Origin of the sequence: Paraburkholderia phenoliruptrix (genome assembly GCF_047325075.1) — a bacterium.
In the GTDB taxonomy this organism is placed as follows: Bacteria; Pseudomonadota; Gammaproteobacteria; order Burkholderiales; family Burkholderiaceae; genus Paraburkholderia; species Paraburkholderia phenoliruptrix.
Map to the genome: position 1 here is coordinate 2,290,368 of NZ_CP168530.1, position 24,430 is coordinate 2,314,797.

Below are 24,430 nucleotides of genomic sequence, written 5' to 3' on the forward strand. Positions count from 1 at the left end.
CAACGCGTGCTCGCCCTGCTCGATGAAACGCTGAAGCGCGTCGCCCGGCGCTATCGCCTGCCAGCCGATGCCGGCGCATTTCCGCCGGCGCCCGGAGCCAGTTCGTCGACAGTGCTCGCGGTCGTCATCGAGCGGGCCCGCGAAGCGGTGGCTCGCGGCGAAGCACCCGAGCCGACGCTAAAGGGAATGTTCGTTGCAGCGCTCGCGCAGCTGATCCGCGAAGCGATGCGCAAAGAATCAGGCGACCCTGTGTTCCAGGCCATGGCGTATCGCCATCGCGCGGCCGAGGTGCGCGAGTATGCGTCGCTGTCCGCACATGCCCAGCGGGACCGCCGGGCGATTCATGCCGCTGTGAATGCCGTCGCTCATCCGGCGAAACAGCAACGCATGCCGCCGGGGCCGCAACGTGAGGCGTTGGCCCTACTGCATGCGAGCGCGGCCTCAGAAGCGTGGTGCGACTTTTATGCCGTGCTGCAGCGTCTTTCCGTGGCGCAATCCACGAGCCCCCTTCCCTTCGATCACACCGTGAGGCAATTACTCAACAGTCCGGAGCTGGCGCGTTTGCTGCGTCTCGAGACGCTCGCGTCCGATGCGCGTGTGCGCGAGTATCAGTCGCTGTGGGACCGGCATGGTCCTCGTCCCAAAAGCGCTGCGGCACTCGCTCACGGCGTTGCATCGAAACAGCGCGGCGCCGACGTCGAAGCGTTAGCCGCCGAGGCGCTCGAGCGACTCGCGCAGCGACTGAATGAAGCCGAGGGCGCGCTTGCATCGTATCGTGTCGTCAACTCGATGCGCGTTCCCGCCGCGCTGCCTGCGAGTCACGAGCGCGCCAAAACCGAGTGGGACGCGGTGCTGCTCAGGCGTGCCAACACGGCCAAAGAAAACGCGTGGGACGTCTGCCTGCTGGTAGAGGCAAAAGCCTCCGTGGACGCGGCCTCAACTGACTTTCCGCGTCTTTTGCGCGGCCTCGAACTGCTCGCTCACGCCGAAGCAGACACCGTCTATCCGTTTCGCACGCAGCAAGGCACGGTGAGTTTGCACGGCGCTTCGCTGCGCGCCCTGCGAACCGACGAAGCGCGTCTTGCGGGAACCGTCCTCTATTGCTGCGCCACGCCCGCGGAAGCGACGCCGCGTCTGCTCAGTGCCGCTGGCCGCATGCAACTGTTGTCGGCAGAAGCCAGTCTCGTGTTCGCCAACGCGCTAGCCGCCGAGCACCACGCCGATTCCAGCGACCTCGAGCCGGTCTGGCAGCAACTGCTGGAATCGCCCAAATGGCGGGCTCTGCTGAACCAGTATCCGACGCTGTGCCGGGTTCGCGAGCTAATGGTGCATGCCGACGATCTGCTGTCGGCGGTCACGACGACGACAGGTCACTGTTAGGCGCGTGCGCTGCCAACAGCGTTGCATTTGCTTACATCACAGGCAGCACATAGTATCCGTAACCGATAGCGGCAGTTCGGTGTTCGAGTTGCATGTCGAACCCCGTGCGATTCTTAGCATTCCAGATCACTGGCGAACTGTTTGCGTTGACCACACACATACCGCTTCGCGTGCATCGCGTGGAATGGGTAGATGCAAGCCGCGGTATCGGCCACTTGAAGCTCAATGCGCCTCAGCACCAGCGCCTGAAAGCCGGTGCGTGTGCCGGAAATGGTGCGACAGGTGCAACAGATGAGGACCCGTCGCGAATCTGCTGGAGGACCGACCATGCGTGCACTCGACATCATGACGACGGCCGTCGTCACCGCCACACCGGACATGACCATTTATGACGCGGCACGGCTATTCGTGGACAACCATATCAGCGGCATGCCGGTCGTCGACGCCAACGGTAAAGTAGTCGGCATCGTGAGCCAGGGCGATCTCCTGCATCGTGTCGAAAACGGCACTCGCCACGGCAAGCGCCGATGGTGGCTCGAATTCCTGCTTTCGTCGCCACGCGAGCAGGCTGCACGATATGTGAAAGAGCACGGGCATAACGTGGGCGACGTCATGTGCACTCAGGTCATCACGATTGCAGACGACATGCCGCTCGACCAGATCGCGGACCTCATGGAGCGCCGCCATCTCAAGCGCGTGCCGGTGCTGAAAGACGGCAGGCTCGTCGGAATCGTGAGCCGCTCCAACCTGATCCGTGCGCTTGCCAGCGTGCCGCCCATGGCGGATACCGCTTCGCACGACGACGCGAGCTTGCGCGATGCAATCGTCCTCGAAATGCATGGGCAACGCTGGGGATTGACGAAGCACAGCGTGCTCGTCAAGGACGGCGTGGCGCATCTGTGGGGCGTGATCGAGTCGGAGGAAGAGCAGCGCGCGATCCGTATCGCCGCGGAGAGCGTGCCGGGCGTCAAGCGCGTGGAAAGTCACCTGGAGCTGCCGAGCGTCATTCCGACGATGTAGACCGGGTCGCGTACTGCTGCGCCACGCAGCGCAATTGTGCTACCCGTCGCATCGCTCGTTAGCAGGCGGACCGGCGGCTGCAGCGTAGCAACCGGGCCGGCCGCCGGATCACCTCAGATCGACCGTCACGAAGCTTCGCGCGTGATTGCGCTGCACCAGCAACGCCGCTTTCTTGCCCGCGTTTGCCGCGAGCGACGCGAGTTCGTCCTGCGACGCGACGAGCGTGCCGTTTAACGACAGCACGACGTCGCCGGGCTTGATACCGGCAGCGGCCGCTGTGCCGGACGCGTCGTCGACCATCAGACCTTGAGGCAGGTCCATGCTGCGCCGCTCTTCATCGGTCAAAGGATGCATGGCGAGACCGAGACGATCAAGCGCGTGGCGCTGGCGCGAGCCGGCGTCGGAGCGGGAGCCGGCAACCCCGCCCGTGCCTGCGTTCACCAGCTGCGTATCCGGCCCGGCAGCCACCATCAGCGTCATCGGCTTGCGATCGCGAATCAGCTTGAGCGGCACGCTCTTTCGGCTCTGCGACGCCGCGTCCGCCGCGCTCAGATCAGCTGCGCGGTCGACCGGTTTATCCGCGAACTGGACGATCACGTCACCCGTTTTCAGATTGCTCGCCGCGGCCGGACTGCCCGGATCCACCGAGGTGACGAGCGCGCCCGCCACGCGCGGCAAACCGAAGGCGCCGGCCAGATTCGCATCGACGTCCTGCACCCGGATGCCCAGATTGCTGTGCGCGAGATCTTGTGCGTTCTGTTGCTGTTGCTGAGCCTGCTGGCCCTGCCCGCTCTGCAACTGCGAACGCAGCTTATCCGCCAAATTGATCGGGATGGCGAACGTCAGGCTCTGCAGGCGATCACTGTCGGCGTACACCTGCACGTCGATGCCGACCACCTCGCCTGCGCGGTTGAACACGGGGCCACCGGAATTGTCCGGGTTCAGCGACACGTCCGTCTGGAAGAACGGAAACGTGCTGCCATCAGCAAGGGTTCGCGACGTCGCGCTGACCAGACCCGCCGTGACCGTGTTCTGGTAGTTGTCCGGCGAACCGATGGTCAGCACCTGTTCGCCGACGCGCACGCGCGTGGAATCGCCGAGCTTGACGGTGGGCAGTTTCGTCGCGTCGATCTGCAGCAGCGCAATGTCGCTTTGCGCATCGACGGCAAGTATTTTTGCCTTGAACTCGCGCCGATCGGTGAGCCGCACCGTCACATCGTCCGATTGACCAACGACATGCGCGGTGGTCACGATCAGACCGTTCGAGCTGACGATAAAGCCCGATCCGACGCCGGACATCGCGCGCAAGCCCGTGCCTTCTCTATCTTGCGATTGCGGCACGGCGTCCTTGAAGAACGCTGCGATCGGATCGTCGCCGCCGATCGCGTCCGAGGCAACAGCCGACGCGGGCGCTGCGTTCGCGGATGCGTCCACCGGCACGGTCGCACGAATATTCACGACGGCCGGCCCATAGCGCTCGACGATCTGCGGAAAGTCGAGCGGCGCGGCCATGCTTGCCGCCGCAGCGCGCTTTGCTTTCGCCGGTGCGACGACGGACGCCGACGGCACCGCCGAGGCTGGCGGACCCGCGGCAGCGGATGTCGGCGCAGCGGCGATCGCAGCCGCGTAGGCAAAAGAAGAACCCGCCAGACCTGCCATGGTCAGCGCAAGATAAAAGCAGACGCGACACCGCCTCGAGCGGGTCGATTGAATGAGCTTGGACACAGCGCACCTCCCTTATGCCTTGCACTGTGAAAAGTTTTTTCGCGCACGTGGTCGCGCCGAGCGTCTCAAGGCGCTCGCGCGTCGCCATGCGGTCGACTTCATGGAGTTCGTCGTTGTTCTATTTATAGGGAACCCTCGCGCGAATTGCAGCGAGTACAAATCCTGGCGTGCATCAAAAACGCGTCGGCGCGTGTGAAAGCCAGCACAGTCACGGCTTGCCGGCGGATTACGCAAACTGCGTAATACCGGCTGAGCGCGCGTCCGGGAACAAGCAATGCTGGGGCACGAGTCAATCGATGTGTGAAGAGGCCATGCACGCCGACAGCCTGCCGGCGTGCATGACCGCGGCTCAGGCGCGCAGCGCCTTCGCAAGGTCGGCGAGTCGATAGGGCTTCTGCACGAAGATCAGATCGCCGAGGCCGCTTTTTTCGTCGCGCAACGGAGCCGCCGAATAGCCCGACGTCAGCACGACCCTGATTGCCGGATACTGCGAGCGAATGAGGCGCGCCAGTTCGAGCCCGCTGATGCCGTGCGCCATGGTGATGTCGGTAAAGACGACGCCGATGTCTCTGCGCTCCTTGAGAATCTCGGCCGCCTCCGACGCACTGCTCGCGGGCACCACCTCGTAGCCGATGCTCATCAGCAGTTCCGACGCGACGCCGAGCACGTCCGGTTCGTCATCGACAAGCAGCACCGTCTCATGCCTTGCAACAAGGGGCACACTGACCGCGGCCGCGGGTTGCGCAAGCGGCAGGTATAGATCGACCTTTGTACCCTTGCCAGGCTGGCTGGAGAGGTGCACGTCGCCGCCCGACTGGGTAATGAAGCCATACACCTGGCTTAGCCCGAGCCCGGTGCCCTTGCCCGGCTGCTTGGTGGTGAAAAACGGCTCGAACGCCTGCGCCAGCACCTCGCTGGACATGCCTGAACCGGTATCCGACACCGAGATGCGCACGTAGCGCCCAACCGGCAGCGCCGGCGCCATGTGCAGATCCGATTGGACCGTCTCGGTGGCGATCGTAACAACGCCGCCGGTCGGCATGGCGTCGACTGCGTTGACAACGAGATTGAGCAGCGCGGCCTCGAAACGCGCCGCGTCGACGAGAGCGAAAGCCTCGCCGGGCTGCAGGGCCAGCTCGACATGCGTGCTGCGGTTACCTGCACGCGAGAGCATCGGCGCAAATTCGCGTATCAGTGCATTGAGCTCGTACACCTGCGCCTGCAAGGGCTGCTGACGCGCGAACGAAAGCAGTTGCTGGGTGAGCGACGCGCCGCGGTCGATAGCCCGCCGCATGCCTTCGATCATCTTCTTGTCGATCGCCGTGCGCGACTGGATCGCAAGCACCTCCAGACCGTTGGAGATCACCGCCAGCAGGTTGTTGAAGTCGTGCGCGACACCGCCCGTCAAGCGCCCGATCGCCTCCATTTTCTGCGCCTGGAACAACGCGGCGTTGGCCTTTTCGAGGGCGGCCGCCGCTTCCTTGCGCTCGGTGATGTCGCGCGTCACCTTCGCGAACCCGACGAGGGCACCGGCTTCGTCGCGAATCGCATCCACCACGACATGCGCCCAGAAGCGGCTACCGTCCTTGCGAACCCGCCATCCTTCGCGTTCGGCGCGGCCCTCTCTGGCCGCCGTGGCAAGTATCAAAGCCGGTGCGCCGGCCGCCTTGTCCTCATCGGTATAAAAACGCGAGAAATGTTCGCCGACGATCTCCGACTGCCGATACCCTTTGATCCGCTCCGCGCCGACGTTCCAGCTCGTCACGACACCTGCGGGCGACAGCATGAAAATTGCGTAGTCAGTCACGCCCTGAACGAGGATCCGGAACTGCTCCTCGGTTTCGCGCGTCGCGTCCTGTCTGTTGTCCATCTGACTCATATCAGGCTGTTCCGGTGTGAGGTGGAAAAATGCACTTCGAGGGCCTATTTTACGCCTCACATCCCGCAGTCAGGCCGGCGGCACCCGTGCGCGTCAGTTGGCGGGCGCACGAAAGACCGTCCGGCCTCCCCGAGGCATGCCCTGCGGCCGGCTCTCCGACGCGCCACTCCGGGAATGGCGATTCTTACGCGCAAAAATGGCAACAGCGGCTAGTCGACGTCGCTGTAGTAAACGTAACCCGGCTGAGCGAGACGGTTCTTTCCGTACGGCTCGTCGGTCGTCTGAGTCGTCATCGGAATCTTGTCCCACAGCAGTGCCCTGCCCGCCATCTGTTCCCTGTCGACGTCCGGATGCGCTGCCTTGTATTGATTGAGGAACTGCTCGAAGGGCGACAGATAGAACCCTGCGTTAGTGACGGAATGCGCCTTGGGCGAACGGTTGAACAGTTTCATGCGACGTGCTCCTGACTCGTCATGCACCGGCCTCATGCGCAGCTAACGGCATGCCACCCGGCTGCGGGAAGCCGGCTCGCGCGCTGGTCGATGCAGCGCACTGCGACGGGCGCCAAGGCGGCCCGTGGCGCTGCGTTGCGCCGCCGCGAAGCGCAGACCATCGTCGCGCAAGCCCCGTTCCAGGAGGCGGCATCCGGCTATCTGGCCAAAGCCGCCATTTGCATCTCCCTAAGGGAACACGTCATGGAGCGAGCGCGCCTGCCTGCGTCACTCTTTTTCAGGCATGGCCGATGAGTGATGGCTCGTAATCAGCCACTGTCTCCCATCCCAGCGATAAGTGTACGTATAGCGGGCCTTGACCACGGCCCCGCTTCTCGCGAACGTGAAGGTGTAAAGCCCGGCGTCCACGGCCGAGTTGCATCCGAGTTCGATAAAGCGGAAATCGATCTTTCCCGACGGGCGATCTTGCAGGAAATGATGGAAGTAGTCCTCTTTCTCGGCCACCGTCAGGCGAGGCTGGTTGGAGACGGTAGCAAGAAGAATGGACCGCTCCGCATAATTGGCAACGACCTTGTGAGGATCGCCGGTTTGCAGGGACTGATTCCATCTATCGAACAATGCGGCGATCTCTTCGTTCGTGGTCGCTTTGCAACTGGAACCGGCCGGCAACGACGCGTTGTTCGATGCCCCCTGCTCGGCGGCGCATCCGGCGAACGCCAGCGCGAGAGCGGCAACGGTCAATGACTTCATGCGGCACCTCCCCGATGGTGGGTGGAGAAATGCGTTCGCGTCCGATCTTGCCCGCGAGTCCAGAAGCGAGACGGCGCGAGCGCAATGAAACGATCTCACTTCAACAAGCAGGGATACCGTCGTCTGTGCGCTAGCGCACCTTTGCGCAGGGCTCTCGCGGCTGCAACGCGCCGCGCCGTTACACGAAAAAGCCCGGCTTGCGCCGGGCCGGAAATTCGCGCGTTCGCACGCGAAGGCAGAAGTAGTCAGCGTCTTTCCCGATCGCCTTGCGCTACACCCCGCTACTGCGCATCTGTAAACCCCTCCCGCTTCATCATCGCAATACTCGCGTCAAAGCGCGCCCCTTCGCCGCCGAGCGCAACGGTTGCCTGTTTCGCGGCGTCGAGCAGCGCCGTCAACGCCGCGGTAAAGGCCGACGCCATGTCGAAGCGCGCTTTCGGTCCGGACAAGGCGAGCGCGCCGATCAGCTGCCCCGTCGCGCCGAAAACAGGCACCGAGACAGACGCCGTCTCGGGATCGCGCTCGCCATGCGACACCGCCCACAGCCGCTCGCGGATAGTGTGGCCGCGCGGGTCGTCGACATCGCTGAACGCGAGCAGCACTTTGCCCGACGCGCCCTTGTTAATCGGAAACTCCTCGCCGATGCGAATGGACACACGCACGGCCCGCGCCGGTTCCACCCGAAACAGCACGAGCCGCTGATCGCCCTGCCTCACATAAAGCGACGCCGTCTCGCCAAGCTCGCGGCTCAGCCGCTGAAGAATCGGCTCGATCACGGGCCCGACTTCGAACGAGCGTTGATAAAGCGCCGCAAGGCGCAGCGGCTGCGGGCCGATGGCATATTGCCCGTCGTCCAGCCGGCGAATGAATCCGCCATGCTCCAGCGCGCCGAGGAGCCGCAACAGCGTGCTCTTGTACAAGTTCGTGCGGCGCGAAAGCTCTGCAAGCGAGAGCCGGTTATCCCCGGGTCCGAATGCATTGAGGATGGCGAAGGCGCGATCCAGCACTGCAACGCCGCTCGAGCCTTCGTCCGCTGTTGACGGGTCCGTACCCGTCGATGTCTCTATGTCGTGAGCCACGCTTCTATCTGTCCGTCGCCTGAAGCAGACACTCTATCGTTCTGCGGTACAGAACGCAAGTTGCACACAATCATCGACCAAAAACGGGTTTACCCCGGTTTTCTCATGGCTTACCTGGCCATATAGTTCTGTTTAACAGAACGATGTTCTTCCACGTAGAACATGCATTGGAGCCGCCACTCATGTCAGCACCCCAGATTCTCGTCAGCGAAGTCGGTCCGCGCGACGGCCTGCAGAGCATCAAAACCGTCATGCCGACGGACGCCAAACTTCGCTGGATTTCCGCGCTCGCGGCCGCCGGCCTGAGGGAAATCGAGGTCGGCTCCTTCGTGCCCGCCCGATTGCTGCCGCAAATGGCCGACATTCGCGAAGTCGTCGCGCATGCACTGGCCATTCCCGGTCTGCACGTGGCGGTGCTGGCGCCGAATCTGCGCGGATCGCAAAGCGCATTCGAAGCGGGCGTGCACAAGGTAACCCTGCCGGTCTCGGTGACGAACGAGCACTCCATGGCCAACATCCGCAAGACAACGGAGCAGATGATCGACGAAGTGCGCGAGATCGTCGCGCTGCGCAACGCGCGCTTTCCTTACGTGCAAATCGAGGCCGGCGTATCGGTTGCGTTCGGTTGCACGATTGCCGGCGCAGTCAGCGGCGATCAGACCCTGCGCATGTGCACCGCGATGGCCGAATGCGGCGTGGACGAAGTGGGCTTGTCGGATACCAGCGGCTACGCGGATCCCGCTCAGGTGCGCACATTGTTCAGGCGACTGCGAGCCGAACTCGGCGACAAGGCAGGCGGCGCCCACTTTCACAATACGCGCGGCCAGGGTCTTGCGAACGTCGTCGCCGCACTGGATGCAGGCGTCACGACAATCGACGCGAGCCAGGCAGGTCTCGGCGGCTGCCCCTATGCACCGGGCGCAACCGGCAACATCGTGACGGAAGACCTCACGTTCGTGCTCGAATCAATGGGCTACGACACCGGCATCGACATCGACGCGCTGGTCGCCGCGCGGGCCATTCTCGCCGAAGCGCTACCCGGCGAGGCCTTGTACGGCCACGTGCAGGACGCAGGACTGCCCAAGGGATTCCGCTATGCGGACGGCCGCGCGCCGAGCGCGCCGCAGCCGGAAGGATGCCTGCTGGGAGTCGCACAATGAGCGGGACCGACGCCAATCAGCCACTGCCCTACAGCGGCGTGCGTGTGATCGAGATGACCCACATGGTGATGGGCCCGACCTGCGGCATGGTGCTGGCGGATCTCGGCGCGGAAGTCATCAAGGTCGAGCCGATGACGGGCGACAGCACGCGCGCGCTGCGCGGTTCGGGCGCGGGCTTTTTCGGCACCTTCAACCGCAACAAGAAAAGTATCGCCGTCGACGTAAAAGATCCGCGCGGGCTCGAGATCGTGCACAAGCTCGTCGGACACGCCGACATCTTCAGCGAGAACTTCAAGAGCGGCACGATGGAGAAGCTCGGCCTCGGCTACGCGGCACTGTCGACGCTCAACCCGCGGCTCATCTACGTCTCGCATAAAGGCTTTTTGCCGGGTCCCTACGATCACCGGACCGCGCTCGACGAAGTCGTGCAGATGATGGGCGGTCTCGCCTACATGACGGGCCCCGAGGGACGGCCGCTGCGCGCAGGCACGAGCGTCAACGACATCATGGGCGGCATGTTCGGCGCAATCGGTGCGATGGCCGCGCTCGCGCAACGCGAGCGCACGGGCAAGGGGCAGGAGGTGCAGAGCGCGCTCTTCGAGAACAATGTGTTCCTCGTGGCCCAGCACATGATGCAATACGCGGTCACGGGCCAGGCCGCCGCGCCGATGCCGAGCCGCGTCTCCGCCTGGGCGGTATACGACGTGTTCTCCGTGAAGAACGGCGAGCAGATTTTTCTGGCTGTCGTCTCCGACACGCAATGGGCGCTCTTCTGCGATGCATTCGGCCTCACCGAACTGAAGTCCGACGAGCGGATCGCGACGAACAACCAGCGTGTCGAGGCAAGGGAATGGCTTCTGCCGATTTTGCGCCGGCACATGGAAGCATTCACCGCTGCGGAAATCAGCGCGGTATTCGAGCGCATCGGACTGCCGTATGCGCCTATCACGAAGCCGCAGGAGCTGTTCGACGATCCGCATCTGCTTGCTACCGGCGGCCTCGCTAACGTCACGTTGCCGCCGGACGCCAGCGGCGCCGGTCAAGCCGTGGAGACACGAACGGCGCTGCTGCCGCTCACGCTCGGCGGCGAGCGCCTGCGGCTGCGCGCCGCGCCGCCGGCACTCGGTCAGGACACGCACTCGCTGCTGCGCCAACTCGGCTATTCGGAGAACGAAACGAAACAGCTCGTCGATGCAGGTGTCGTCCGCTGCCAGGCACCGCCGGTGGGCGACCCGTCGGGCCCCTCGGCCAACGAGCTTGCCAGCGCCTGAGCGCAACGGCCTTCAAAAAATGCGGCAGAGCGGCTGCCATGCGGCCGACTCGCCAGCCAATTGTCTGGAGACGACAATGACCTCCCTCTCTTCTTCCGGTATGACGGTAGAGATATCTGCCACGCTCGAACAGCAGGCAGTCAGAAAAGCCGCGTGGCGCTTCATTCCGCTTCTCGCCCTCGCGTACTTCTTCAACTATCTGGACCGCACGAGCGTCGGCTTTGCGGCGCTCACCATGAACCGCGATCTCGGCCTGAGCGCGACGCAGTTCGGCTGGGGCGCCGGAATCATGTTCGCCGGGTATTGTCTGTGCGAAGTGCCGAGCAATCTCGCGCTGTATCGCTTCGGCGCGCGCCGCTGGCTCGCCCGCATCATGATCACGTGGGGTTTGATGGCCGCCGCTACGGCGCTCGCCGTGGGGCCGACCAGCTTCTACGCGATCCGGCTACTGCTCGGGATCGGCGAGGCGGGCTTCTTTCCCGGCGTGATCTTCTTTCTCGCGGTATGGTTTCCGCCGAGTTACCGGACACGGGTGCTCGCGTGGTTCACGGTCTCCACGCCGCTCTCGTCGCTCGTCGGCGGTCCGCTCTCGTCATGGCTGCTGCACATGGACGGCGTACTCGGGCTCGCCGGCTGGAAGTGGATGTTCATTGTCGAAGGCCTTCCGGCATGTCTGCTCGGTTATCTGGTGTTGAAGCTCCTCGCGGATAAACCCGCCGATGCGCAATGGCTGTCCACCGACGAACGCTTCGCACTACAAACTGCCTTCGACCGCGAAGGCTCATCGGCGCAGAAAAAGAAGGACTTTCGCGCCGCGCTGAAAGACGCCCGCGTCTACGTGCTCGCCATGATTTCGTTTGGCTTCACGATGGGCTCGTACGGCATCGGCATCTGGCTTCCCCAGATGCTCAAGGCGCACGGCATGAGCGTCACGCAGACCGGCTGGATTTCCGCCGTGCCCTACTTCTTTGCGACCATTGCGTTGCTGTGGTGGGCCAAGCGTGTGGACAGCCGCGGCGGCCACATTGCGAACCTCGCGGCGGGCCTTTTCATCGGCGCGCTCGCGCTCGCCGTGTCGACCTACTTCCATCAGCTCTTGCCGGCCATGGTCGGCATCACGCTCGCGCTGATCGGCACCATCGCCGGGCGGACCATCTTCTACACGCTGCCCGCCCGCTTCCTGTCCGGCGAGGCGGCCGCCGGCGGTCTCGCGGTCATCAACTCCATCGGCGCGCTGGGCGGATTTGCGGGACCGTACCTCGTCGGCTACCTGAAGGACAGCTTCGGCACCTTCACCGCCGGCATGTTCGGTCTTGCCGTGGTGCTCGGCATCACCACGTTACTTACGCTTTCCCTGTATTTTTTCAATCGAGGTGAACGATGAGCACCCCGCTTCGCTCGCCGATGCGCAGACGGATCGTTCGCGCCGCGGCCGCAACACTCGCCATGCCGACCCTCGCCGCTACACAGGCATTCGCAAAGGAAGAGACGCGCGCCATGAAGCCGACCAGCAACTATCTGCCCATTCGCTCCGACTGGCTCGCATCCGGCACGGAAGCGGCTCTCGAACCGCAGATGCCGATCATCGACGCACATCATCACTTTTACGACCGCCCGGGCTGGACCTACTTGCTCGACGAATACCTCGCCGATGCACAATCGGGGCATAACATCACGGCGTCCGTGTACATGCAGGCGCTCACTCATTACCGGCAGTCGGGGCCCGACGAGTTGCGGCCCGTGGGTGAGACTGCGTATGTCACGCGCGCGACGGCCTCGTCGCAGACGGGCAAGCCGCGTGTCGCGCAAGGCATTGTCGGCTACGCGGACATGCGTCGCGGCGCGGCAGTGCGCGAGGTGCTCGAAGCGCATCTCGAGGCCGCGGACGGCCGCTTTCGCGGCGTCCGGCATCTCGTCACGTGGGACGCGGACCCGACTCTCGTCAACCCGCTTTCGGCCGCGCCGCGCGGGCTGCTCCTGGATCGCAACTACCGCGCAGGCGTCGCGCAGCTCGGGCCGCTAGGCCTTTCCTACGATGCGTGGCTCTTTTTTCCTCAGCTCCCCGAACTGTTCGATCTTGCCAAGGCTTACCCCGACACGCCTGTCATCATCAACCATTGCGGCGGCATTGTGCGGATTGCGAGTTACGAGGACCGGCGCAAGGAGGTGTTCGACAGCTGGTCGCAGTCCATGCGCGAGCTTGCGCAGTTGCCGAATGTCTACGTGAAGGTCGGCGGCCTCGGCATGCGGATCAACGGATTCCATTTCGAAAAGGGCGATTTGCCGCCGTCATCGGAGCAGTTGGCACAAGCGTGGAAACCCTGGATGCACACTTGCATCGAAACCTTCGGCGCCGAGCGCTGCATGTTTGAAAGCAACTTTCCTGTCGATAAGGGCTCCTATCCTTTCAGCAACGGCTGGAATGCATTCAAGCGCCTGACCGCCCAAGCAAGCCCGGGAGAACGCGAAGCACTGTTCCGCGGGACGGTTGCAAAGGTCTACCGCCTCGCATAATTCACGCGAGATTCCCATGCTTGCCGCGAGAGCCGCCGGGGCATTCGTCACCGGCCGGCGCCCTTGCGGCAGCCGCCTCATTCACTCTTCCGGTTTGCCGCCAATCGTATTGCCTTGCCTCCACGCGCGTTTTCCCGCCTCCGACAATTCGCCGCAGCTATGGCTTTCATCGGGCATGGTGCCCGGCACGGCCATCTCGCCGCCTGGTTGCTCCTGCGCGGCGACGGGCTTGCCCTTACGCGCGGCGACGCGCTCGTCGTGGGACTTGCCTGCGTAGTTTTCCATTTGGTCTCTCCAAAGCCTGTTGTCGCGCAACGCGCGTTCCTGACGGCAGGCTGGCCAATCTCCGCCGACCCGGAAAAGCGGGTCACACCCGCGATGACGGCGATGAAGACGCGAGCCACACCACCGCGGCCGACGCGCATCCCTGATAATCTGAGCATCCTGGCCCGCGGCGCGGCACTCTCGCGCGCGCCGCTTTGCCGCCTACCGAAAAACGATGCCGCCACTGTTTCGCCGCTTACTGCTGCTTTACCATGCGCTACGCTACGGCGCGCGCCTGATCTGGCTCGCCGCGCCGCCCGAGCGCAAGCTCCACTGGATGATCGAACTGGTCGGCCGCGTGCACGCGTCGGCGGACAGCGCGCGCAGCGTGCACGGCCTGCTGCCGGCGCTCGGACCGCTGGCCGGCCGCTTCGCGACCACGCTCGTCGAGCATCCGGAACTGGCGAACGCGACGTTGCACGATGCCATCGACGCAATCGATCACCTCGAAGCGCCGCTGCCGCCGCGCGAGTCCGAGGAAGCGTTGGCGCGCGCGTTCGGCCGCCCGCTCGCCACGCTGTTCAGCGCGGTGGACCCGGTCCCTGTGCAAAGCGGTTTCGCCGAACAGACGCATTTTGCGCGGCTCATCGCGCCGATCAACGGTCATCGCGAGGTGGCGATCAAGCTGCTGCGCGCCGGCCAGCTGCAGCAGATCGGCGACGAACTCGCGCTATTGCGCTGGGTCGCGCGCTGGCTCGAAAAGCTGTCGGGCACGGCGCGCCGCCTGCGGCTGCGCTCGCTCGCCCAAACCTTTACCGACGACCTCCTGCGCCGCTTCGATCTGCGCGCCGAAGCGGCCAACCTGAGTCAGACCGGCCACCATTTCGAAGGTGACTCGCGCCTCGTCGTGCCGGACGTGATCTGGGACCTGTGCACGAACCACGCGCTGACCGTGCAGCGCATCACCACCTTGCCGGCGAGCGACCTGAGCGGCCTGCGTGCACATCACGTGAAACTGGCGCCGCTCGCCGCGCATATCGTCGAAGTGGTGACCGAACAGGCCTTCGAGCACGGCTTCTTCCATGCCACGCTCGACGCGCGGCGCGTACGCGTGAGCATCGAGCCGGATTCCCTCGGGCGTCTCGTGCTGGCCGAGTTTTCCATCATGTCGAGCCTGTCGACCGGCGAGCGCGAGTTCTTCGTGCACGGCGCGACCGCGCTGTTCGAGCAGGACTACGGCCGCCTCGCGCAATTGCATAAAGACGCCGGGCACGTGCCGCACGACACCCGCGCCGAGCTGCTCGAAGCGGAATTGCGCACGCGTGCCGAAGCGCACTTCGCGGCGGCCCCGCGAGACCGCTCGGCGGGCTCGCTGTTCCACCATCTGCTGTACGCGGTGCACCCCTTCGACGGCGCGGTGGCGAGCAGCCTCGCCACCGCGCAGCGCTCCTTCGAGCAGGCGGAGATGCTGGCGCGCGCGCTCCATCCGGGTGTCGACACATGGAATATTGCGCGGCGCGTCCTCGCGGATATCGCGCGGCGCGACATCGATCATCGCGGCTGGTTCAAGCGCATTTCGCGCGAGCTGCCGCATCTTGCGCACATGCTGCCGCGGGTGCCGCAACTGGCGGTGCGCTACTTGCAACACGAGCACGATCGCGCGCGCACGCCGGGGCAGAACGCGCAACTGCTTGCCGAACTCGGCCGCGAATATCGACGCACGCGCGCGCTGTTGTGGGCATGCGTGCTCTGCGGCGGAATGGTCGGCGCGGGCACGGTGTTGCTGATGCGCTGACCGGCTGACGCAATGCGGCGGCGTGTGCAGTCCGTCGCGCAGTGCGCCAGGCAGTCCGTCGATCAGTCCGCCGTGTCGGTCCCCGCCGGCACCTTCGCATGCGCCTTCGCACCCGGCGCCGGCGCCCACGCGGGGCGAGTGCCGCGCGCCGAGTCCACCACGACGATGTAGCGGCCTGCCCACGGCACGATTTCCCGATCGCTCTTCAACACCCACAGCGATCTGCCTGAATCGACGAGCGCCGCATATTCCGCGTCGAGAATGCCGTAGTGATCCAGAAACGTGTTCAGCGACGCGGGAATCCGTACGCAGCCTTTCGAATGACGCACGCCGAGCAGCGGCTCGAGGCGCTCGGGATCGGTGGCGTGCATCTGGAAGCGCATCTGCGACACGCCGCCCTTGCCCCAGCCGCGCTCGGCCTGCGCCCAGCCGAGATCGAAGATGCGCATGTCGCGCTTGCCGTAGCCGCGGATATGGTTTTCGTTCTCCGTGCCTTCGGAGCGGAAATCCATGTTGGCGGGCGTATGTTCGAAGACGCCGAGCGGCGTCACGAAATGATCGAACTCGCCGGGCCGGCCGGTGGACACGGGCGACGCGCCGATCATCCGCCACGCGTCGGCGGGCGTCGCGCGAAAGTAGATGAAGAGCGCCTGCACGTTGGCGTTGCGGTCGACCATTACGACGTATTCACCCGACAGCTGGCCGAGCGCGTGCTCGCGCAACGCCGCCTGGAGACGGTCGGCGTACGCGCGCTGCTCGCCGGCCGGCACGTTGAGCCGGCGGGTGACCTGCCGCACGAACACATCGTGCAGCGCCAGCGCGCGGCGCGGGTCCACGACGCCGGCCGCGTCCGGTGCGGCGACCGGGAGCCTGCCGGACAACCCCACGGACGGCGCAGCGCCGGAAGAAGCCGCCCCGCTCGCCGCCGCGGGGGAAGTGAGGGCGAGACTCGCGCAAGCCGGCACAACGAGCGCAGCGAAGCAAAGGAAACGCGCGAGCGCTGAAGCCGGTTCGCGCGCGAGGAGGCGCAACGCGTCCACGCCAGTGCAAGGATGGCGCGGCCGTCTCAATGCGCATTGCATGAGAAAGCTCATTCGCCGCGCGACTCGTGTGAAAGCCGGGCGGTTCAATACAGGCGGGCGAGGCCGCTCGAAGTCGTTCATCGCGGGTTCGCACTGATGTGATTATTATGGGCTGCTCGCAGGTCGATGCGGCGCTCGGAACCGGAGATGTTACGCAGCGCATGGCGATCTGTCGATTGCGCTCAGGCGGGTCCGCTACGTGCTCAGGTGGGGGCAGACCTTGTCAGATACTGCATCCACGATGCAAGGAGCAACAGCACCATGAAGCAGACCGATCCGACCGCGCTTCAGGCAGACATCGCAGCGGAAATGCACCTCACCACCGGGTTCGACGCCCACTCGGAGATCGAGCGTCGAGTGTCTTTTCTCGCGAACTACCTGCGTGGCAATGGCCTGAAGAGCTATGTGCTCGGCATCAGCGGCGGGGTGGATTCGACGACGGCCGGGCGGCTCGCCCAACTGGCCGTCGAGCGTCTGCGCGGCGAACGCTACGATGCCCGCTTCATCGCGATACGCCTGCCGCACGGCGCGCAGAAAGACGAGGCGGACGCGCAGCAGGCGCTCGCCTTCATTCGCGCGGACGAGACGCTGACCATCGACATCAAGCCGGCCGCCGACGCCATGCTCGCGTCGCTGCACCAAAGCGGCCTGCCGTTCGCCGACGACGCGCAGGAAGACTTCGTGCACGGCAATATCAAGGCGCGGCAAAGAATGATCGCGCAGTACGCCGTGGCCAGCACGCGCGCGGGCGTCGTGATCGGCACGGACCACGCCGCCGAATCGCTGATGGGCTTTTTTACAAAGTTCGGCGACGGCGGCGCCGACGTGCTGCCGCTCGCTGGACTCAACAAGCGCCGCGTGCGCGCGGTCGCGAAGGCGCTGGGCGCGTCCGACGCGCTCGCGCACAAGGTGCCGACAGCGGACCTCGAAGCGTTGCGTCCGCAACGACCGGACGAAGAGGCCTACGGCGTTCCATACGAGACGATCGACGACTTTCTCGAAGGCAAGCCGGTCAGCGACGAGGCGCGCACTATCATCTTGCGTTTCTACCATGCGACGCGGCATAAACGGGCGCTGCCGTACACGCCGTTCGACTGGCCGCAGCCGGCAGCGGGGGAATGAGGCGCGTTGGGCTTGGGCGTTGGGCTTGGGGTTTGGGCGTCGGACCTCGGCTGCTGAGCTCCGGGCCCCCGCCCTCGGCCCCCCGATAGCGGCGCCTAGTGAGCCGGCGGCGGGTCGTCGGTGAACAGATCGGCGCTTGCCTCCAGCGCCACGCCGCCCAGATGCTTGCCGTGAATCTGCCGCGCGATGACTTCGCCGACATACGGCACTTGCGCGTCCAGTTCCACAGTGGCGTAGGCGCCGGGCTTGCCGGCGTCGATCACTTCGACGTTGCGCGCGTAATGCCCGAGCTCGCGCATAAGGAATTCGCGCACTTCCTGCTCACTGCACGACGGGGCGATGTTGCGCACGATCAGGTTCATGCGGCCTACCCTCGGCGGCTGCCGCGCCTGTCGGCGCGCACGCGCGCGGGGCGCAATGCCGCGCGCTCTTTAGCCCGTGCGGCCGCCAGTTCGCGGATGAATGCGGCGCCCGCCGCGCCGAGCGCGGCCAATGACAGGTAGAAAGCAATCATTCGGAATCTCCGTATTTCGGTGGGCCCGCCAGCGCCCTGCGCGAGGATAGTCACCGCCAATCGTACATGCGATGCGACGCGGCGTCAGAAGGGCAAACATGCATTCGACGAGGATCACTGCACTGTACCCGAACCATGCGATGTCCGTTCGTCAGCGAGGCTCCCTGCCGGCCGATGCTGCCTGAGCGCTGCGGCGCCGCCGACTCGTTACACGCGGAGTCCGGTCGCAAGAAGCGGGCCTCGCGGCGCGCCGCCGTTCGTTGCACTCATGCCGTCGATGGAAAAACCGAACACAGCGGGCGAGCGTCAGTCGGCGTTCTGCACATTGGCCGCGCTGACCCACCACGCGTTCTTGCCCTGCGGCAATTCGACCAGGACCGCGGAGGGATCGTCCACCCCGTCGTCAGCGACTTCGCACACCGCGAGTCCGTCCGGCAGGTGTTTCACTTCGCCCGCGGACTGGAAAAGCGCGATGCGTTGTGCATTGAGCGGACGCAACTGGCGATACACGTCAAAGCTGATGGCGGCGGGCACGTCGCCGCGGATCCGCAGCGCGTCGGCCGTGCCGCAATGGGCGGACTCGGCGGCGAAGACGGGCACGCTGCCGGCTGCGCCCGCCAACGTCAGCGCCGCCAGAGTCGCGGCGGCAAGAGATGATTGGGACATGGTAATTCTCCGGGGAATGAGTGGGGTCGGTAATTGAACGCGGACGCGCGTTGCTGGAGCGCGAGAGCGCGGGAGCGCGGGAGCCAGTCGGCTCACGGCTCGGGACAGCACATTCACAGCCGCGCCGCGACCTTACGGAGACGTACTGCGCTCCGTTCGACGCCGGTTCTCCGCACCGGTCGCGACGTCCAGCCGGCTGATGTCGCAGGACGCCTGGCTGAATCCTGAATAGACCACAGACCAGTCGCCGACGATCGCCGCCTGCGCTTCAGCGAGACTCAGCTTGCCTTCGCAGACGCAGCGCTTGAGCATGACCGCCGCGCGCGCCTTGCGCCGCTCGCCCTGGCGCCCCGCCCAAGGCAAAAGGCCGAGGTTGGACGGCGCATCCGGCGAACCGCCAAGCACCACCGGCACGCGCCGATCGAGCGCGAAGTCCGCGCCGTCGTCGGCGTCGATGCCGCGCTCCGCGAGCATCCGGTCCTTATGCGCCATGAGTTCATCGAACGGCGGCGCCACCGCGCTCGCATAGCCCGGCCGGCATATCGTCTCGCGGATCGATTGCTGGGTCACGCGCTCGTCGAGCATGCCCGCGTGCTGTGCGTGCGCCGGGCCGACGTGCAACGCCGCGAGCGCGCTCAAACCCAGCAGAAGCGAAACATGCGCGCGCCGCAGCCTCACCGCCGGTGAATAGGGTCGAAAGATACTGCCGCTGTGGTCGCCGGAACAGCCGGTGCGACGCCTGTCTGCAATGCCTGCGTTCATTCGTCGGCGCGCCTCTCGAGGCGCGCAGTAGTTCAATTCGCAAGACAATTAAAACATATCCACGAGGCATGCGTAAAAAAAGCCCGTTAAGCGCAGCTTCGGCGTGCGTCTTAACGGGCTTTCCACGAACTCCACGGCGCCCCGCTGCCGCCGTGGACACCTGCCCTGCCCGCTAATGCGCCGCTAATGCGCCGCTAATGCGCGACCCGCGCCTGAAGCGCCCGAATCCGGCCAAGCGCTTCGGTGTTGGCCACCGCCGAGTCGTACATGTTCGCAAGGTCGGCCTTCAGCGCCGTGCGCGACGCGCCGTCCAGATAAACCATGTGGCCCGACGGATAAAAGCGCGCCGACAGATTCTGCCGAACCTGCTGACTGAGCAGCGGCATCTGCTGCAAATCGAGCACGGTCTGATAGAACGGCGTGACGAAATCGTAAAAGCCGTTTGCCGACAGCACCTTCAGATCGGGATTGAGCGCCATGACCGCGGCCAGGTCGCCGGCCGTGTAAAGGATCACGTTGCCCTTGTCGTCGACGCCCTTCTGGGCGCCTGTCGGGTCGATGTGGCTGAAGTCCCAGAACTGGAACGCCTGATCGTTGAGGTCCGTGAAGGCGGAGTTCGACGTGTACTTCAACTGCTCGTTCAGGTAGACGTTCCACATGGTCGTGTAGACGCCCGACACCGCGGTCATGGTCGGATCGTTGCCGCCCGAGTTCGGGTCGATCTTGCCGGCAATGCCGGTGCCGATGGCGGTGACGCGGCCGTCATACGCGCCGAGCACGAGACCTTGCGACTTCAGCAGCGTGGTCAGAAAGAGCGAGTTGCCTCGGCTGTCGTACGACGCAATGTCGAGGCTCCACGCGAGCAAGGTCGTCTTGTCGATGCCGGTGTATTCCGAGAGCTTTTCGACCGTCGCCGAATCCGTGGTTGGAAATTTGCGCAGCGCCGCAAGATAGTCCGTGCGCGCGAACTGGGCGACTTCTTCGACGAACGCGCCGAGATCCGTCGGCCGGGGCGCGACACCGAGCTTCTTGTGATACCACGCGTCGGCGGCGGCCGTGGGCAATGCGCCGACGGGATTGCCAGCCTGCGTATAGTCGAGAATCGACGACTGCAGCGTGATGCCGTTCAGGTCGACGCCGCCTTCGTGCAGCCGGTATGCGACGACGCAGCTGCGCGCCGTGCCGTACGACTCGCCGAACAGATACTTGGGCGAATTCCAGCGGTTGTTCTTCGTCAGAAAACGCTTGATGAACTGCGCAATGGAATCGGCGTCCTGATCGACGCCCCAGAAGTCGCGGTTCTTCTTCGGCGCGATCGCCGCCGAATAGCCGGTGCCGACCGGATTGATGAAAATCAGGTCGCTCCGGTCGAGCAGGCTGTCCGGATTGTCCTCGATCGTGTAGGGCGCGGGCGGCGTGAAGTTCGGCATCGACGTCTTGATGCGGCGCGGCCCGAACGAGCCGAGCAGCACGAACACCGCCGAAGAACCCGGCCCGCCGTTATAGAAGAACGTGAGCGGCCGGGTTTCCTCTTTCTGGTTGTCCTGCGTGAAGGCGACGTAGAACATGCGCGCCGCCGGCTCAGAACTGCTCGGGTCGACGATCACCAGATGGCCGACCGTCGCGGTGTAATCGATCTTCTTGCCGCCTATCGTGACCGAGTGATGCGTGATCGCCGCGCTCTCGTCGGTCGCGGTCACGGAATCGTCCGGCCCGTTACCGTAGGCGACCGGATCGAAGAAAGGTTGATCGGCCGCCTTGCGCTTGCCGTGAGGCGTGGCGGGTTTCGCGGAAGCTTCTGAATTGTGCGGCGACTGCGGACTAACGGACGCTGGCTCTGTGCCTGTCATGATCGCTCCATGGGTACGTTCACGTCTTGTGCCGGTACTGCAAGGGGTTGCCGAACTGGTTGCCGAGCTGGTTGCCGACCTCCTTGCCGACCCTCCTGCCGACTATAGTGCGGCGGCCACCTTCTGACCATTGGGACTGCCGAGTCCCGTGCAGGCATCCCAGCCCGCGGATGCCGCGAAACTGCCGTTGTTGCCCTGCGTGATGTCGTTGCACGCGCCCGCCGCCTTGTACAGCTTCGGGTTCACGAAGCCCGCGCTCGCGCCTCGGGCCGCGTTGATGCGGGCGATCAACCCGGCCCACAGCGGCGCGACGGCGCTCGTGCCGCCCACCACCGTTTGCGTGCCCGCAACGAGCACCGTGTAGCCCGTGAGCGGCGAAGCGTCGCCGGCGACATCCGGCACGCCGCGTTTCGCGAGCGGCTTTTTGCCGCCCGCCGACGACACCACCGAGAGCCCATCCTGCCACGCGGGCAGTGCAAACGCGGCGCTGACGCCACCGCCGCCCGCGCCGCCTTGCGGGCCGTCGTTCCAGACCACCTCATGCGTGATCGCGCTGCCCGACGCGCTCAGGCTCGTGCCGCCGCACGCGAGCACATAGGGACTCGACGCCGGGAAATCCACGTGATTGCCGCCGCCGGCGCCGTCGCTCGACCCGCTGTCGCCCGACGCCGCGCACACCGTCACACCGAGCGCCGCCGCGCTTTGCAGCACGCTGTTGAACGCCGCCAGCGACTGGCTCGTCCAGACCGACTCCGGACCGCCCCAACTGATGGAAATCACCGACGGTTTGTTGACCGTATCGTGCACCGCGCGGCTGACCGCGTCGATAAAACCGGCATCGCTGTTCGGCGCGAAATACACCGCAATCGTGGCGCCCGGCACGATTGCGCCGACAATCTCGATGTCGAGCGTGACCTCGCCGTCGGGCCCGTTGGGATCGCCGGTCGGTTCGTTGCGCGCCTGATCGACGCTCACGGACTTCACCATGGGCGCGGGCACGCCGAGGCTCGCGAAATAGGATTTGAGATCCGCCGGATCGTAGCCGCCGCCCAGCTCGATAATGCCGACGCACTGCCCGTCGCCGTCGCCTTGCGGAAACTGGTAGAGCGAGGCCAGTTCCAGCGGCGTGAACGAAGCCTGGTGCGTTCTGGCGGCGCTAAACGGCGGCCGGATGCGAAAGTGCGGCCGCGCCTGAGGGCGGTTGTCGAGCCCGAGCACCGCCTCGACAACACCATGCAGATCGTCCGGCACGTTGACCGCGCCGGTACGGCCGCGGAATTCCCCGGCCGTATGGTGCTCATATTTGTCGAGCCTGACTTCGAACGCGCTCTGGAATTGCGCGACGGTGCCGGACAGCAGCACCGAGCGCGCGGCTGCGTCCTCACGCACCACCGTCAGTCCATGCGCGGCGGCAAATGCCTTGACTTTGGCGATGTCGCCGGGGGCGGCGCCATAGTCTTTGGCCAATGCCTCGCGCGACAGCGGTTGCACGTTGGGGTCGCCGGCTTCGATGCGGCTCATGAGCGCGTCGAACTGCGCCTGCTGCTGGCGGCGCAGCATGACGAAAACCTCGATCTTCTCCGCGGGATCGCAGGCTCCGATCAGTTTCGAACCTTGTTCTACCGTTCGCTCGCTTCCGGGCAGCGGGTGCTTGGTGGCCATGTATCGGTTCTCCTCCTGGCATGACGGCGCCGGCTGCGACGCGGAGCGGCGCGGGCGCCCCATCCACTCGCTGACCGACGACAGCTATTACAAGGTGCTGCGCGCACGACTGCGCAAACCTTCGGACCCATGCATTCGACCACAGTTCCGGCATGCGCGGCAGTCGGCCGGATGGCTAACGCGGCGGCCGTCTCATGCACGGTCCGCAGCGCTCCGCTATGATGCTGCAGCGGCCATTGCGCCGTTACATTGCCTCGCGCGCGTCGTGCGCGCACGATCGAAGAATCCGAGGAACCCCATGTCAATTTCGATGTATCAAGCATCACTGCCCGTGCTGATCCGCGGCCTCGCCAATCTGCAAGCCATCCTCGGGAAGGCTCAGGCGCACGCCGCCGCGAAGCAGATCGAACCGTCGGTCTTCACGAACGCCCGCCTCGCGCCGGACATGTTGCCGCTCGTGCGCCAGGTGTATATCGCGAGCGATACCGCCAAGGGCTGCGCCGCGCGTCTGGCGGGCGTGGAAGCGCCCAAATACGAAGACGTCGAGCAGACTTTCGACGAGTTGCATGCCCGCCTTCAAAAGACGATCGACTATCTGAAGGAATTCAGCCCGCAGCAGATCGACGGATCCGAGGAACGCGCGATCACACTGAAAATGCGCACCGGCCCGATCGAGTTCACGGGCCAGTCGTATCTGCTCGGTTTCGTGCTGCCGAACTTCTTCTTCCACGTGACCACGGCGTACGACATCTTGCGCCATAACGGGGTGGAACTCGGCAAGCTCGACTATCTCGGCGGGCTCAAGTAAGCGCAGCCGTCACACGCGCGGCTGGAAGGCGATGATTGCCATGCCGGCCAGCGTCACCGCGACGCCGGCTGCGTCCCAGAGCGTCGGGCGCACCTTGTCGACGCACCACAGCCACGCAATCGCCACCGCCACATACACGCCGCCGTACGCCGCATACACGCGGCCGGCGGCGGTGCCGTGCAGCGTGAGCAGCCAGGCAAAGAGCGCGAGGCTGAGCGCGCCCGGCAGTAGCAGCCAGAGCGGGCCGCCCTCCTTCAGCCAGCGCCACGGCAAATAGCAGCCGAGAATTTCGGCAACGGCGGTAATCGCGTAAAGCAGCAGAGTTTTCATCAGCGATAAGTCATGGGTGTTCCTGGTGTGGCCGCGCGCGACGGTGCGCGCGCAGGCCGGCGCGCTATCGCCTTTATTAACACAATCACCTGGCGCACGAGTCGAGGCTGTGCGACAGTCGCCGCACGTGTCACCCATTCACGACCTCTTAGCCCGACATGAGCACTGCATCGCCCTGCATCGACATCTGCAAATTCGACAGCGAAACCGGCTACTGCATCGGCTGCCTGCGCACGCGCGACGAATGCAAAAGCTGGAAGAAGATGAAAGACAAGCACCGCAAAAAAATTATCGACGACCGCTCGCGCCGCGAGCGCAAGCTGAACCGATAGCGCCGCCCCATGC

General features: G+C 65.0%; 24 protein-coding genes. 10 read left to right on the forward strand and 14 right to left on the reverse strand.

Annotation, left to right across the window (positions count from 1 at the left end; genetic code table 11):
- The first annotated feature begins 6 nt into the window (after positions 1-6).
- Positions 7-1,380 carry a 3-deoxy-D-arabino-heptulosonate 7-phosphate synthase gene (locus ACEN8U_RS10135; RefSeq protein ID WP_310108867.1) on the forward strand — a complete coding sequence of 458 codons (1,374 nt, stop codon included), beginning with the start codon at positions 7-9 and terminating at the stop codon, positions 1,378-1,380.
- Positions 1,381-1,707: 327 nt separating this feature from the next.
- The gene (locus ACEN8U_RS10140) at positions 1,708-2,400 is read left to right on the forward strand and encodes a CBS domain-containing protein (RefSeq protein WP_310108869.1); all 693 of its coding nucleotides are present in this window, start codon (positions 1,708-1,710) and stop codon (positions 2,398-2,400) included.
- Positions 2,401-2,508: 108 nt separating this feature from the next.
- On the opposite strand, the gene ACEN8U_RS10145 is transcribed toward ACEN8U_RS10140, so the two are convergent.
- The 5 genes from ACEN8U_RS10145 to ACEN8U_RS10165 all read right to left on the reverse strand — a co-directional run bounded on the left by ACEN8U_RS10145 (position 2,509) and on the right by ACEN8U_RS10165 (position 8,285).
- The gene (locus ACEN8U_RS10145; protein ID WP_368609995.1) at positions 2,509-4,059 is read right to left on the reverse strand and encodes a trypsin-like peptidase domain-containing protein; all 1,551 of its coding nucleotides are present in this window, start codon (positions 4,057-4,059) and stop codon (positions 2,509-2,511) included.
- A gap of 415 nt (positions 4,060-4,474) precedes the next feature.
- Positions 4,475-6,004 carry a PAS domain-containing sensor histidine kinase gene (locus ACEN8U_RS10150; RefSeq protein WP_310108871.1) on the reverse strand — a complete coding sequence of 510 codons (1,530 nt, stop codon included), beginning with the start codon at positions 6,002-6,004 and terminating at the stop codon, positions 4,475-4,477.
- 209 nt (positions 6,005-6,213) lie between these two features.
- The gene (locus tag ACEN8U_RS10155) at positions 6,214-6,456 is read right to left on the reverse strand and encodes a DUF3460 family protein (RefSeq protein WP_310108873.1); all 243 of its coding nucleotides are present in this window, start codon (positions 6,454-6,456) and stop codon (positions 6,214-6,216) included.
- A 267-nt stretch (positions 6,457-6,723) separates the two neighbouring features.
- On the reverse strand, positions 6,724-7,206 hold the full coding sequence (locus tag ACEN8U_RS10160) for an SgcJ/EcaC family oxidoreductase (RefSeq protein ID WP_310108875.1): 483 nt from the start codon (positions 7,204-7,206) through the stop codon (positions 6,724-6,726).
- Positions 7,207-7,487: 281 nt separating this feature from the next.
- Positions 7,488-8,285: an IclR family transcriptional regulator gene (locus ACEN8U_RS10165; protein WP_310108877.1), complete on the reverse strand. Its 798-nt coding sequence runs from the start codon at positions 8,283-8,285 to the stop codon at positions 7,488-7,490.
- 182 nt (positions 8,286-8,467) lie between these two features.
- Here ACEN8U_RS10165 and ACEN8U_RS10170 point away from each other — a divergent pair, with 182 nt between their 5' ends.
- From ACEN8U_RS10170 to ACEN8U_RS10185, 4 genes are all read left to right on the forward strand, one after another.
- Complete coding sequence (locus ACEN8U_RS10170) at positions 8,468-9,445, forward strand: hydroxymethylglutaryl-CoA lyase (RefSeq protein WP_310108879.1); 978 nt, start codon at positions 8,468-8,470, stop codon at positions 9,443-9,445.
- Positions 9,442-10,716, forward strand: coding sequence for a CaiB/BaiF CoA-transferase family protein (locus ACEN8U_RS10175; protein WP_310108882.1), 1,275 nt, complete (start codon positions 9,442-9,444; stop codon positions 10,714-10,716). Before ACEN8U_RS10170 ends, ACEN8U_RS10175 begins: the two co-directional genes overlap by 4 nt.
- 76 nt (positions 10,717-10,792) lie before the next feature.
- Positions 10,793-12,100: an MFS transporter gene (locus ACEN8U_RS10180; protein ID WP_310108884.1), complete on the forward strand. Its 1,308-nt coding sequence runs from the start codon at positions 10,793-10,795 to the stop codon at positions 12,098-12,100.
- Complete coding sequence (locus ACEN8U_RS10185; protein WP_310108887.1) at positions 12,097-13,230, forward strand: amidohydrolase family protein; 1,134 nt, start codon at positions 12,097-12,099, stop codon at positions 13,228-13,230. The genes ACEN8U_RS10180 and ACEN8U_RS10185 overlap by 4 nt, the downstream gene beginning before the upstream one ends.
- 81 nt (positions 13,231-13,311) lie before the next feature.
- Here the strand turns inward: ACEN8U_RS10185 and ACEN8U_RS10190 are convergent, their stop codons facing one another.
- A complete protein-coding gene (locus tag ACEN8U_RS10190) occupies positions 13,312-13,515 on the reverse strand; it encodes a hypothetical protein (RefSeq protein ID WP_014973191.1) in 204 nt (67 codons plus the stop codon).
- A 214-nt stretch (positions 13,516-13,729) separates the two neighbouring features.
- Between ACEN8U_RS10190 and ACEN8U_RS10195 the strand changes: the two genes are divergently transcribed.
- On the forward strand, positions 13,730-15,289 hold the full coding sequence (locus ACEN8U_RS10195; RefSeq protein ID WP_310108889.1) for an ABC1 kinase family protein: 1,560 nt from the start codon (positions 13,730-13,732) through the stop codon (positions 15,287-15,289).
- A gap of 62 nt (positions 15,290-15,351) precedes the next feature.
- On the opposite strand, the gene ACEN8U_RS10200 is transcribed toward ACEN8U_RS10195, so the two are convergent.
- Positions 15,352-16,383 carry a L,D-transpeptidase gene (locus ACEN8U_RS10200; RefSeq protein WP_310108891.1) on the reverse strand — a complete coding sequence of 344 codons (1,032 nt, stop codon included), beginning with the start codon at positions 16,381-16,383 and terminating at the stop codon, positions 15,352-15,354.
- 249 nt (positions 16,384-16,632) lie between these two features.
- Here ACEN8U_RS10200 and nadE point away from each other — a divergent pair, with 249 nt between their 5' ends.
- Entirely contained in the window at positions 16,633-17,493 is an 861-nt protein-coding gene (gene nadE / locus ACEN8U_RS10205; RefSeq protein WP_310108894.1) for an ammonia-dependent NAD(+) synthetase, read from the forward strand.
- A 95-nt stretch (positions 17,494-17,588) separates the two neighbouring features.
- Here nadE and ACEN8U_RS10210 read toward each other — a convergent pair whose 3' ends face one another.
- From ACEN8U_RS10210 to ACEN8U_RS10235, 6 genes are all read right to left on the reverse strand, one after another.
- The gene (locus ACEN8U_RS10210; RefSeq protein WP_013591950.1) at positions 17,589-17,855 is read right to left on the reverse strand and encodes an RNA-binding protein; all 267 of its coding nucleotides are present in this window, start codon (positions 17,853-17,855) and stop codon (positions 17,589-17,591) included.
- A 5-nt stretch (positions 17,856-17,860) separates the two neighbouring features.
- Positions 17,861-18,007 carry a hypothetical protein gene (locus ACEN8U_RS10215; protein ID WP_310108896.1) on the reverse strand — a complete coding sequence of 49 codons (147 nt, stop codon included), beginning with the start codon at positions 18,005-18,007 and terminating at the stop codon, positions 17,861-17,863.
- A gap of 306 nt (positions 18,008-18,313) precedes the next feature.
- The gene (locus tag ACEN8U_RS10220) at positions 18,314-18,673 is read right to left on the reverse strand and encodes a hypothetical protein (protein ID WP_310108897.1); all 360 of its coding nucleotides are present in this window, start codon (positions 18,671-18,673) and stop codon (positions 18,314-18,316) included.
- A gap of 132 nt (positions 18,674-18,805) precedes the next feature.
- Complete coding sequence (locus tag ACEN8U_RS10225) at positions 18,806-19,435, reverse strand: hypothetical protein (protein ID WP_310108899.1); 630 nt, start codon at positions 19,433-19,435, stop codon at positions 18,806-18,808.
- A gap of 194 nt (positions 19,436-19,629) precedes the next feature.
- Complete coding sequence (locus ACEN8U_RS10230; protein ID WP_310108900.1) at positions 19,630-21,285, reverse strand: S10 family serine carboxypeptidase-like protein; 1,656 nt, start codon at positions 21,283-21,285, stop codon at positions 19,630-19,632.
- A gap of 102 nt (positions 21,286-21,387) precedes the next feature.
- Complete coding sequence (locus ACEN8U_RS10235; RefSeq protein WP_310108902.1) at positions 21,388-22,947, reverse strand: S53 family peptidase; 1,560 nt, start codon at positions 22,945-22,947, stop codon at positions 21,388-21,390.
- Between the two features lie 298 nt (positions 22,948-23,245).
- On the opposite strand from ACEN8U_RS10235, the gene ACEN8U_RS10240 reads away from it, so the two are divergent.
- Positions 23,246-23,755, forward strand: coding sequence for a DUF1993 family protein (locus ACEN8U_RS10240; protein ID WP_013591944.1), 510 nt, complete (start codon positions 23,246-23,248; stop codon positions 23,753-23,755).
- Positions 23,756-23,764: 9 nt separating this feature from the next.
- Here ACEN8U_RS10240 and ACEN8U_RS10245 read toward each other — a convergent pair whose 3' ends face one another.
- Complete coding sequence (locus ACEN8U_RS10245; RefSeq protein ID WP_013591943.1) at positions 23,765-24,085, reverse strand: YnfA family protein; 321 nt, start codon at positions 24,083-24,085, stop codon at positions 23,765-23,767.
- Positions 24,086-24,243: 158 nt separating this feature from the next.
- Between ACEN8U_RS10245 and ACEN8U_RS10250 the strand changes: the two genes are divergently transcribed.
- The gene (locus ACEN8U_RS10250; RefSeq protein ID WP_013341401.1) at positions 24,244-24,417 is read left to right on the forward strand and encodes a DUF1289 domain-containing protein; all 174 of its coding nucleotides are present in this window, start codon (positions 24,244-24,246) and stop codon (positions 24,415-24,417) included.
- Positions 24,418-24,430: the final 13 nt, after the last annotated feature.

Excerpts from the sequence above, each read along its gene's own strand:
- ACEN8U_RS10195 (WP_310108889.1), top strand. The coding sequence starts at position 13,730 with ATGCCGCCACTGTTTCGCCGCTTACTGCTGCTTTACCATGCGCTACGC.
- ACEN8U_RS10155 (WP_310108873.1), bottom strand. The coding sequence starts at position 6,456 with ATGAAACTGTTCAACCGTTCGCCCAAGGCGCATTCCGTCACTAACGCA.
- ACEN8U_RS10220 (WP_310108897.1), bottom strand. The coding sequence starts at position 18,673 with ATGTCCCAATCATCTCTTGCCGCCGCGACTCTGGCGGCGCTGACGTTG.
- ACEN8U_RS10200 (WP_310108891.1), bottom strand. The coding sequence starts at position 16,383 with ATGAGCTTTCTCATGCAATGCGCATTGAGACGGCCGCGCCATCCTTGC.
- ACEN8U_RS10190 (WP_014973191.1), bottom strand. The coding sequence starts at position 13,515 with ATGGAAAACTACGCAGGCAAGTCCCACGACGAGCGCGTCGCCGCGCGT.
- ACEN8U_RS10210 (WP_013591950.1), bottom strand. The coding sequence starts at position 17,855 with ATGAACCTGATCGTGCGCAACATCGCCCCGTCGTGCAGTGAGCAGGAA.
- ACEN8U_RS10160 (WP_310108875.1), bottom strand. The coding sequence starts at position 7,206 with ATGAAGTCATTGACCGTTGCCGCTCTCGCGCTGGCGTTCGCCGGATGC.
- ACEN8U_RS10180 (WP_310108884.1), top strand. The coding sequence starts at position 10,793 with ATGACCTCCCTCTCTTCTTCCGGTATGACGGTAGAGATATCTGCCACG.
- ACEN8U_RS10170 (WP_310108879.1), top strand. The coding sequence starts at position 8,468 with ATGTCAGCACCCCAGATTCTCGTCAGCGAAGTCGGTCCGCGCGACGGC.
- ACEN8U_RS10225 (WP_310108899.1), bottom strand. The coding sequence starts at position 19,435 with ATGAACGCAGGCATTGCAGACAGGCGTCGCACCGGCTGTTCCGGCGAC.
- ACEN8U_RS10185 (WP_310108887.1), top strand. The coding sequence starts at position 12,097 with ATGAGCACCCCGCTTCGCTCGCCGATGCGCAGACGGATCGTTCGCGCC.
- ACEN8U_RS10145 (WP_368609995.1), bottom strand. The coding sequence starts at position 4,059 with ATGGCAGGTCTGGCGGGTTCTTCTTTTGCCTACGCGGCTGCGATCGCC.
- ACEN8U_RS10240 (WP_013591944.1), top strand. The coding sequence starts at position 23,246 with ATGTCAATTTCGATGTATCAAGCATCACTGCCCGTGCTGATCCGCGGC.
- ACEN8U_RS10150 (WP_310108871.1), bottom strand. The coding sequence starts at position 6,004 with ATGAGTCAGATGGACAACAGACAGGACGCGACGCGCGAAACCGAGGAG.
- ACEN8U_RS10250 (WP_013341401.1), top strand. The coding sequence starts at position 24,244 with ATGAGCACTGCATCGCCCTGCATCGACATCTGCAAATTCGACAGCGAA.
- nadE (WP_310108894.1), top strand. The coding sequence starts at position 16,633 with ATGAAGCAGACCGATCCGACCGCGCTTCAGGCAGACATCGCAGCGGAA.
- ACEN8U_RS10245 (WP_013591943.1), bottom strand. The coding sequence starts at position 24,085 with ATGAAAACTCTGCTGCTTTACGCGATTACCGCCGTTGCCGAAATTCTC.
- ACEN8U_RS10230 (WP_310108900.1), bottom strand. The coding sequence starts at position 21,285 with ATGACAGGCACAGAGCCAGCGTCCGTTAGTCCGCAGTCGCCGCACAAT.
- ACEN8U_RS10140 (WP_310108869.1), top strand. The coding sequence starts at position 1,708 with ATGCGTGCACTCGACATCATGACGACGGCCGTCGTCACCGCCACACCG.
- ACEN8U_RS10175 (WP_310108882.1), top strand. The coding sequence starts at position 9,442 with ATGAGCGGGACCGACGCCAATCAGCCACTGCCCTACAGCGGCGTGCGT.
- ACEN8U_RS10235 (WP_310108902.1), bottom strand. The coding sequence starts at position 22,947 with ATGGCCACCAAGCACCCGCTGCCCGGAAGCGAGCGAACGGTAGAACAA.
- ACEN8U_RS10215 (WP_310108896.1), bottom strand. The coding sequence starts at position 18,007 with ATGATTGCTTTCTACCTGTCATTGGCCGCGCTCGGCGCGGCGGGCGCC.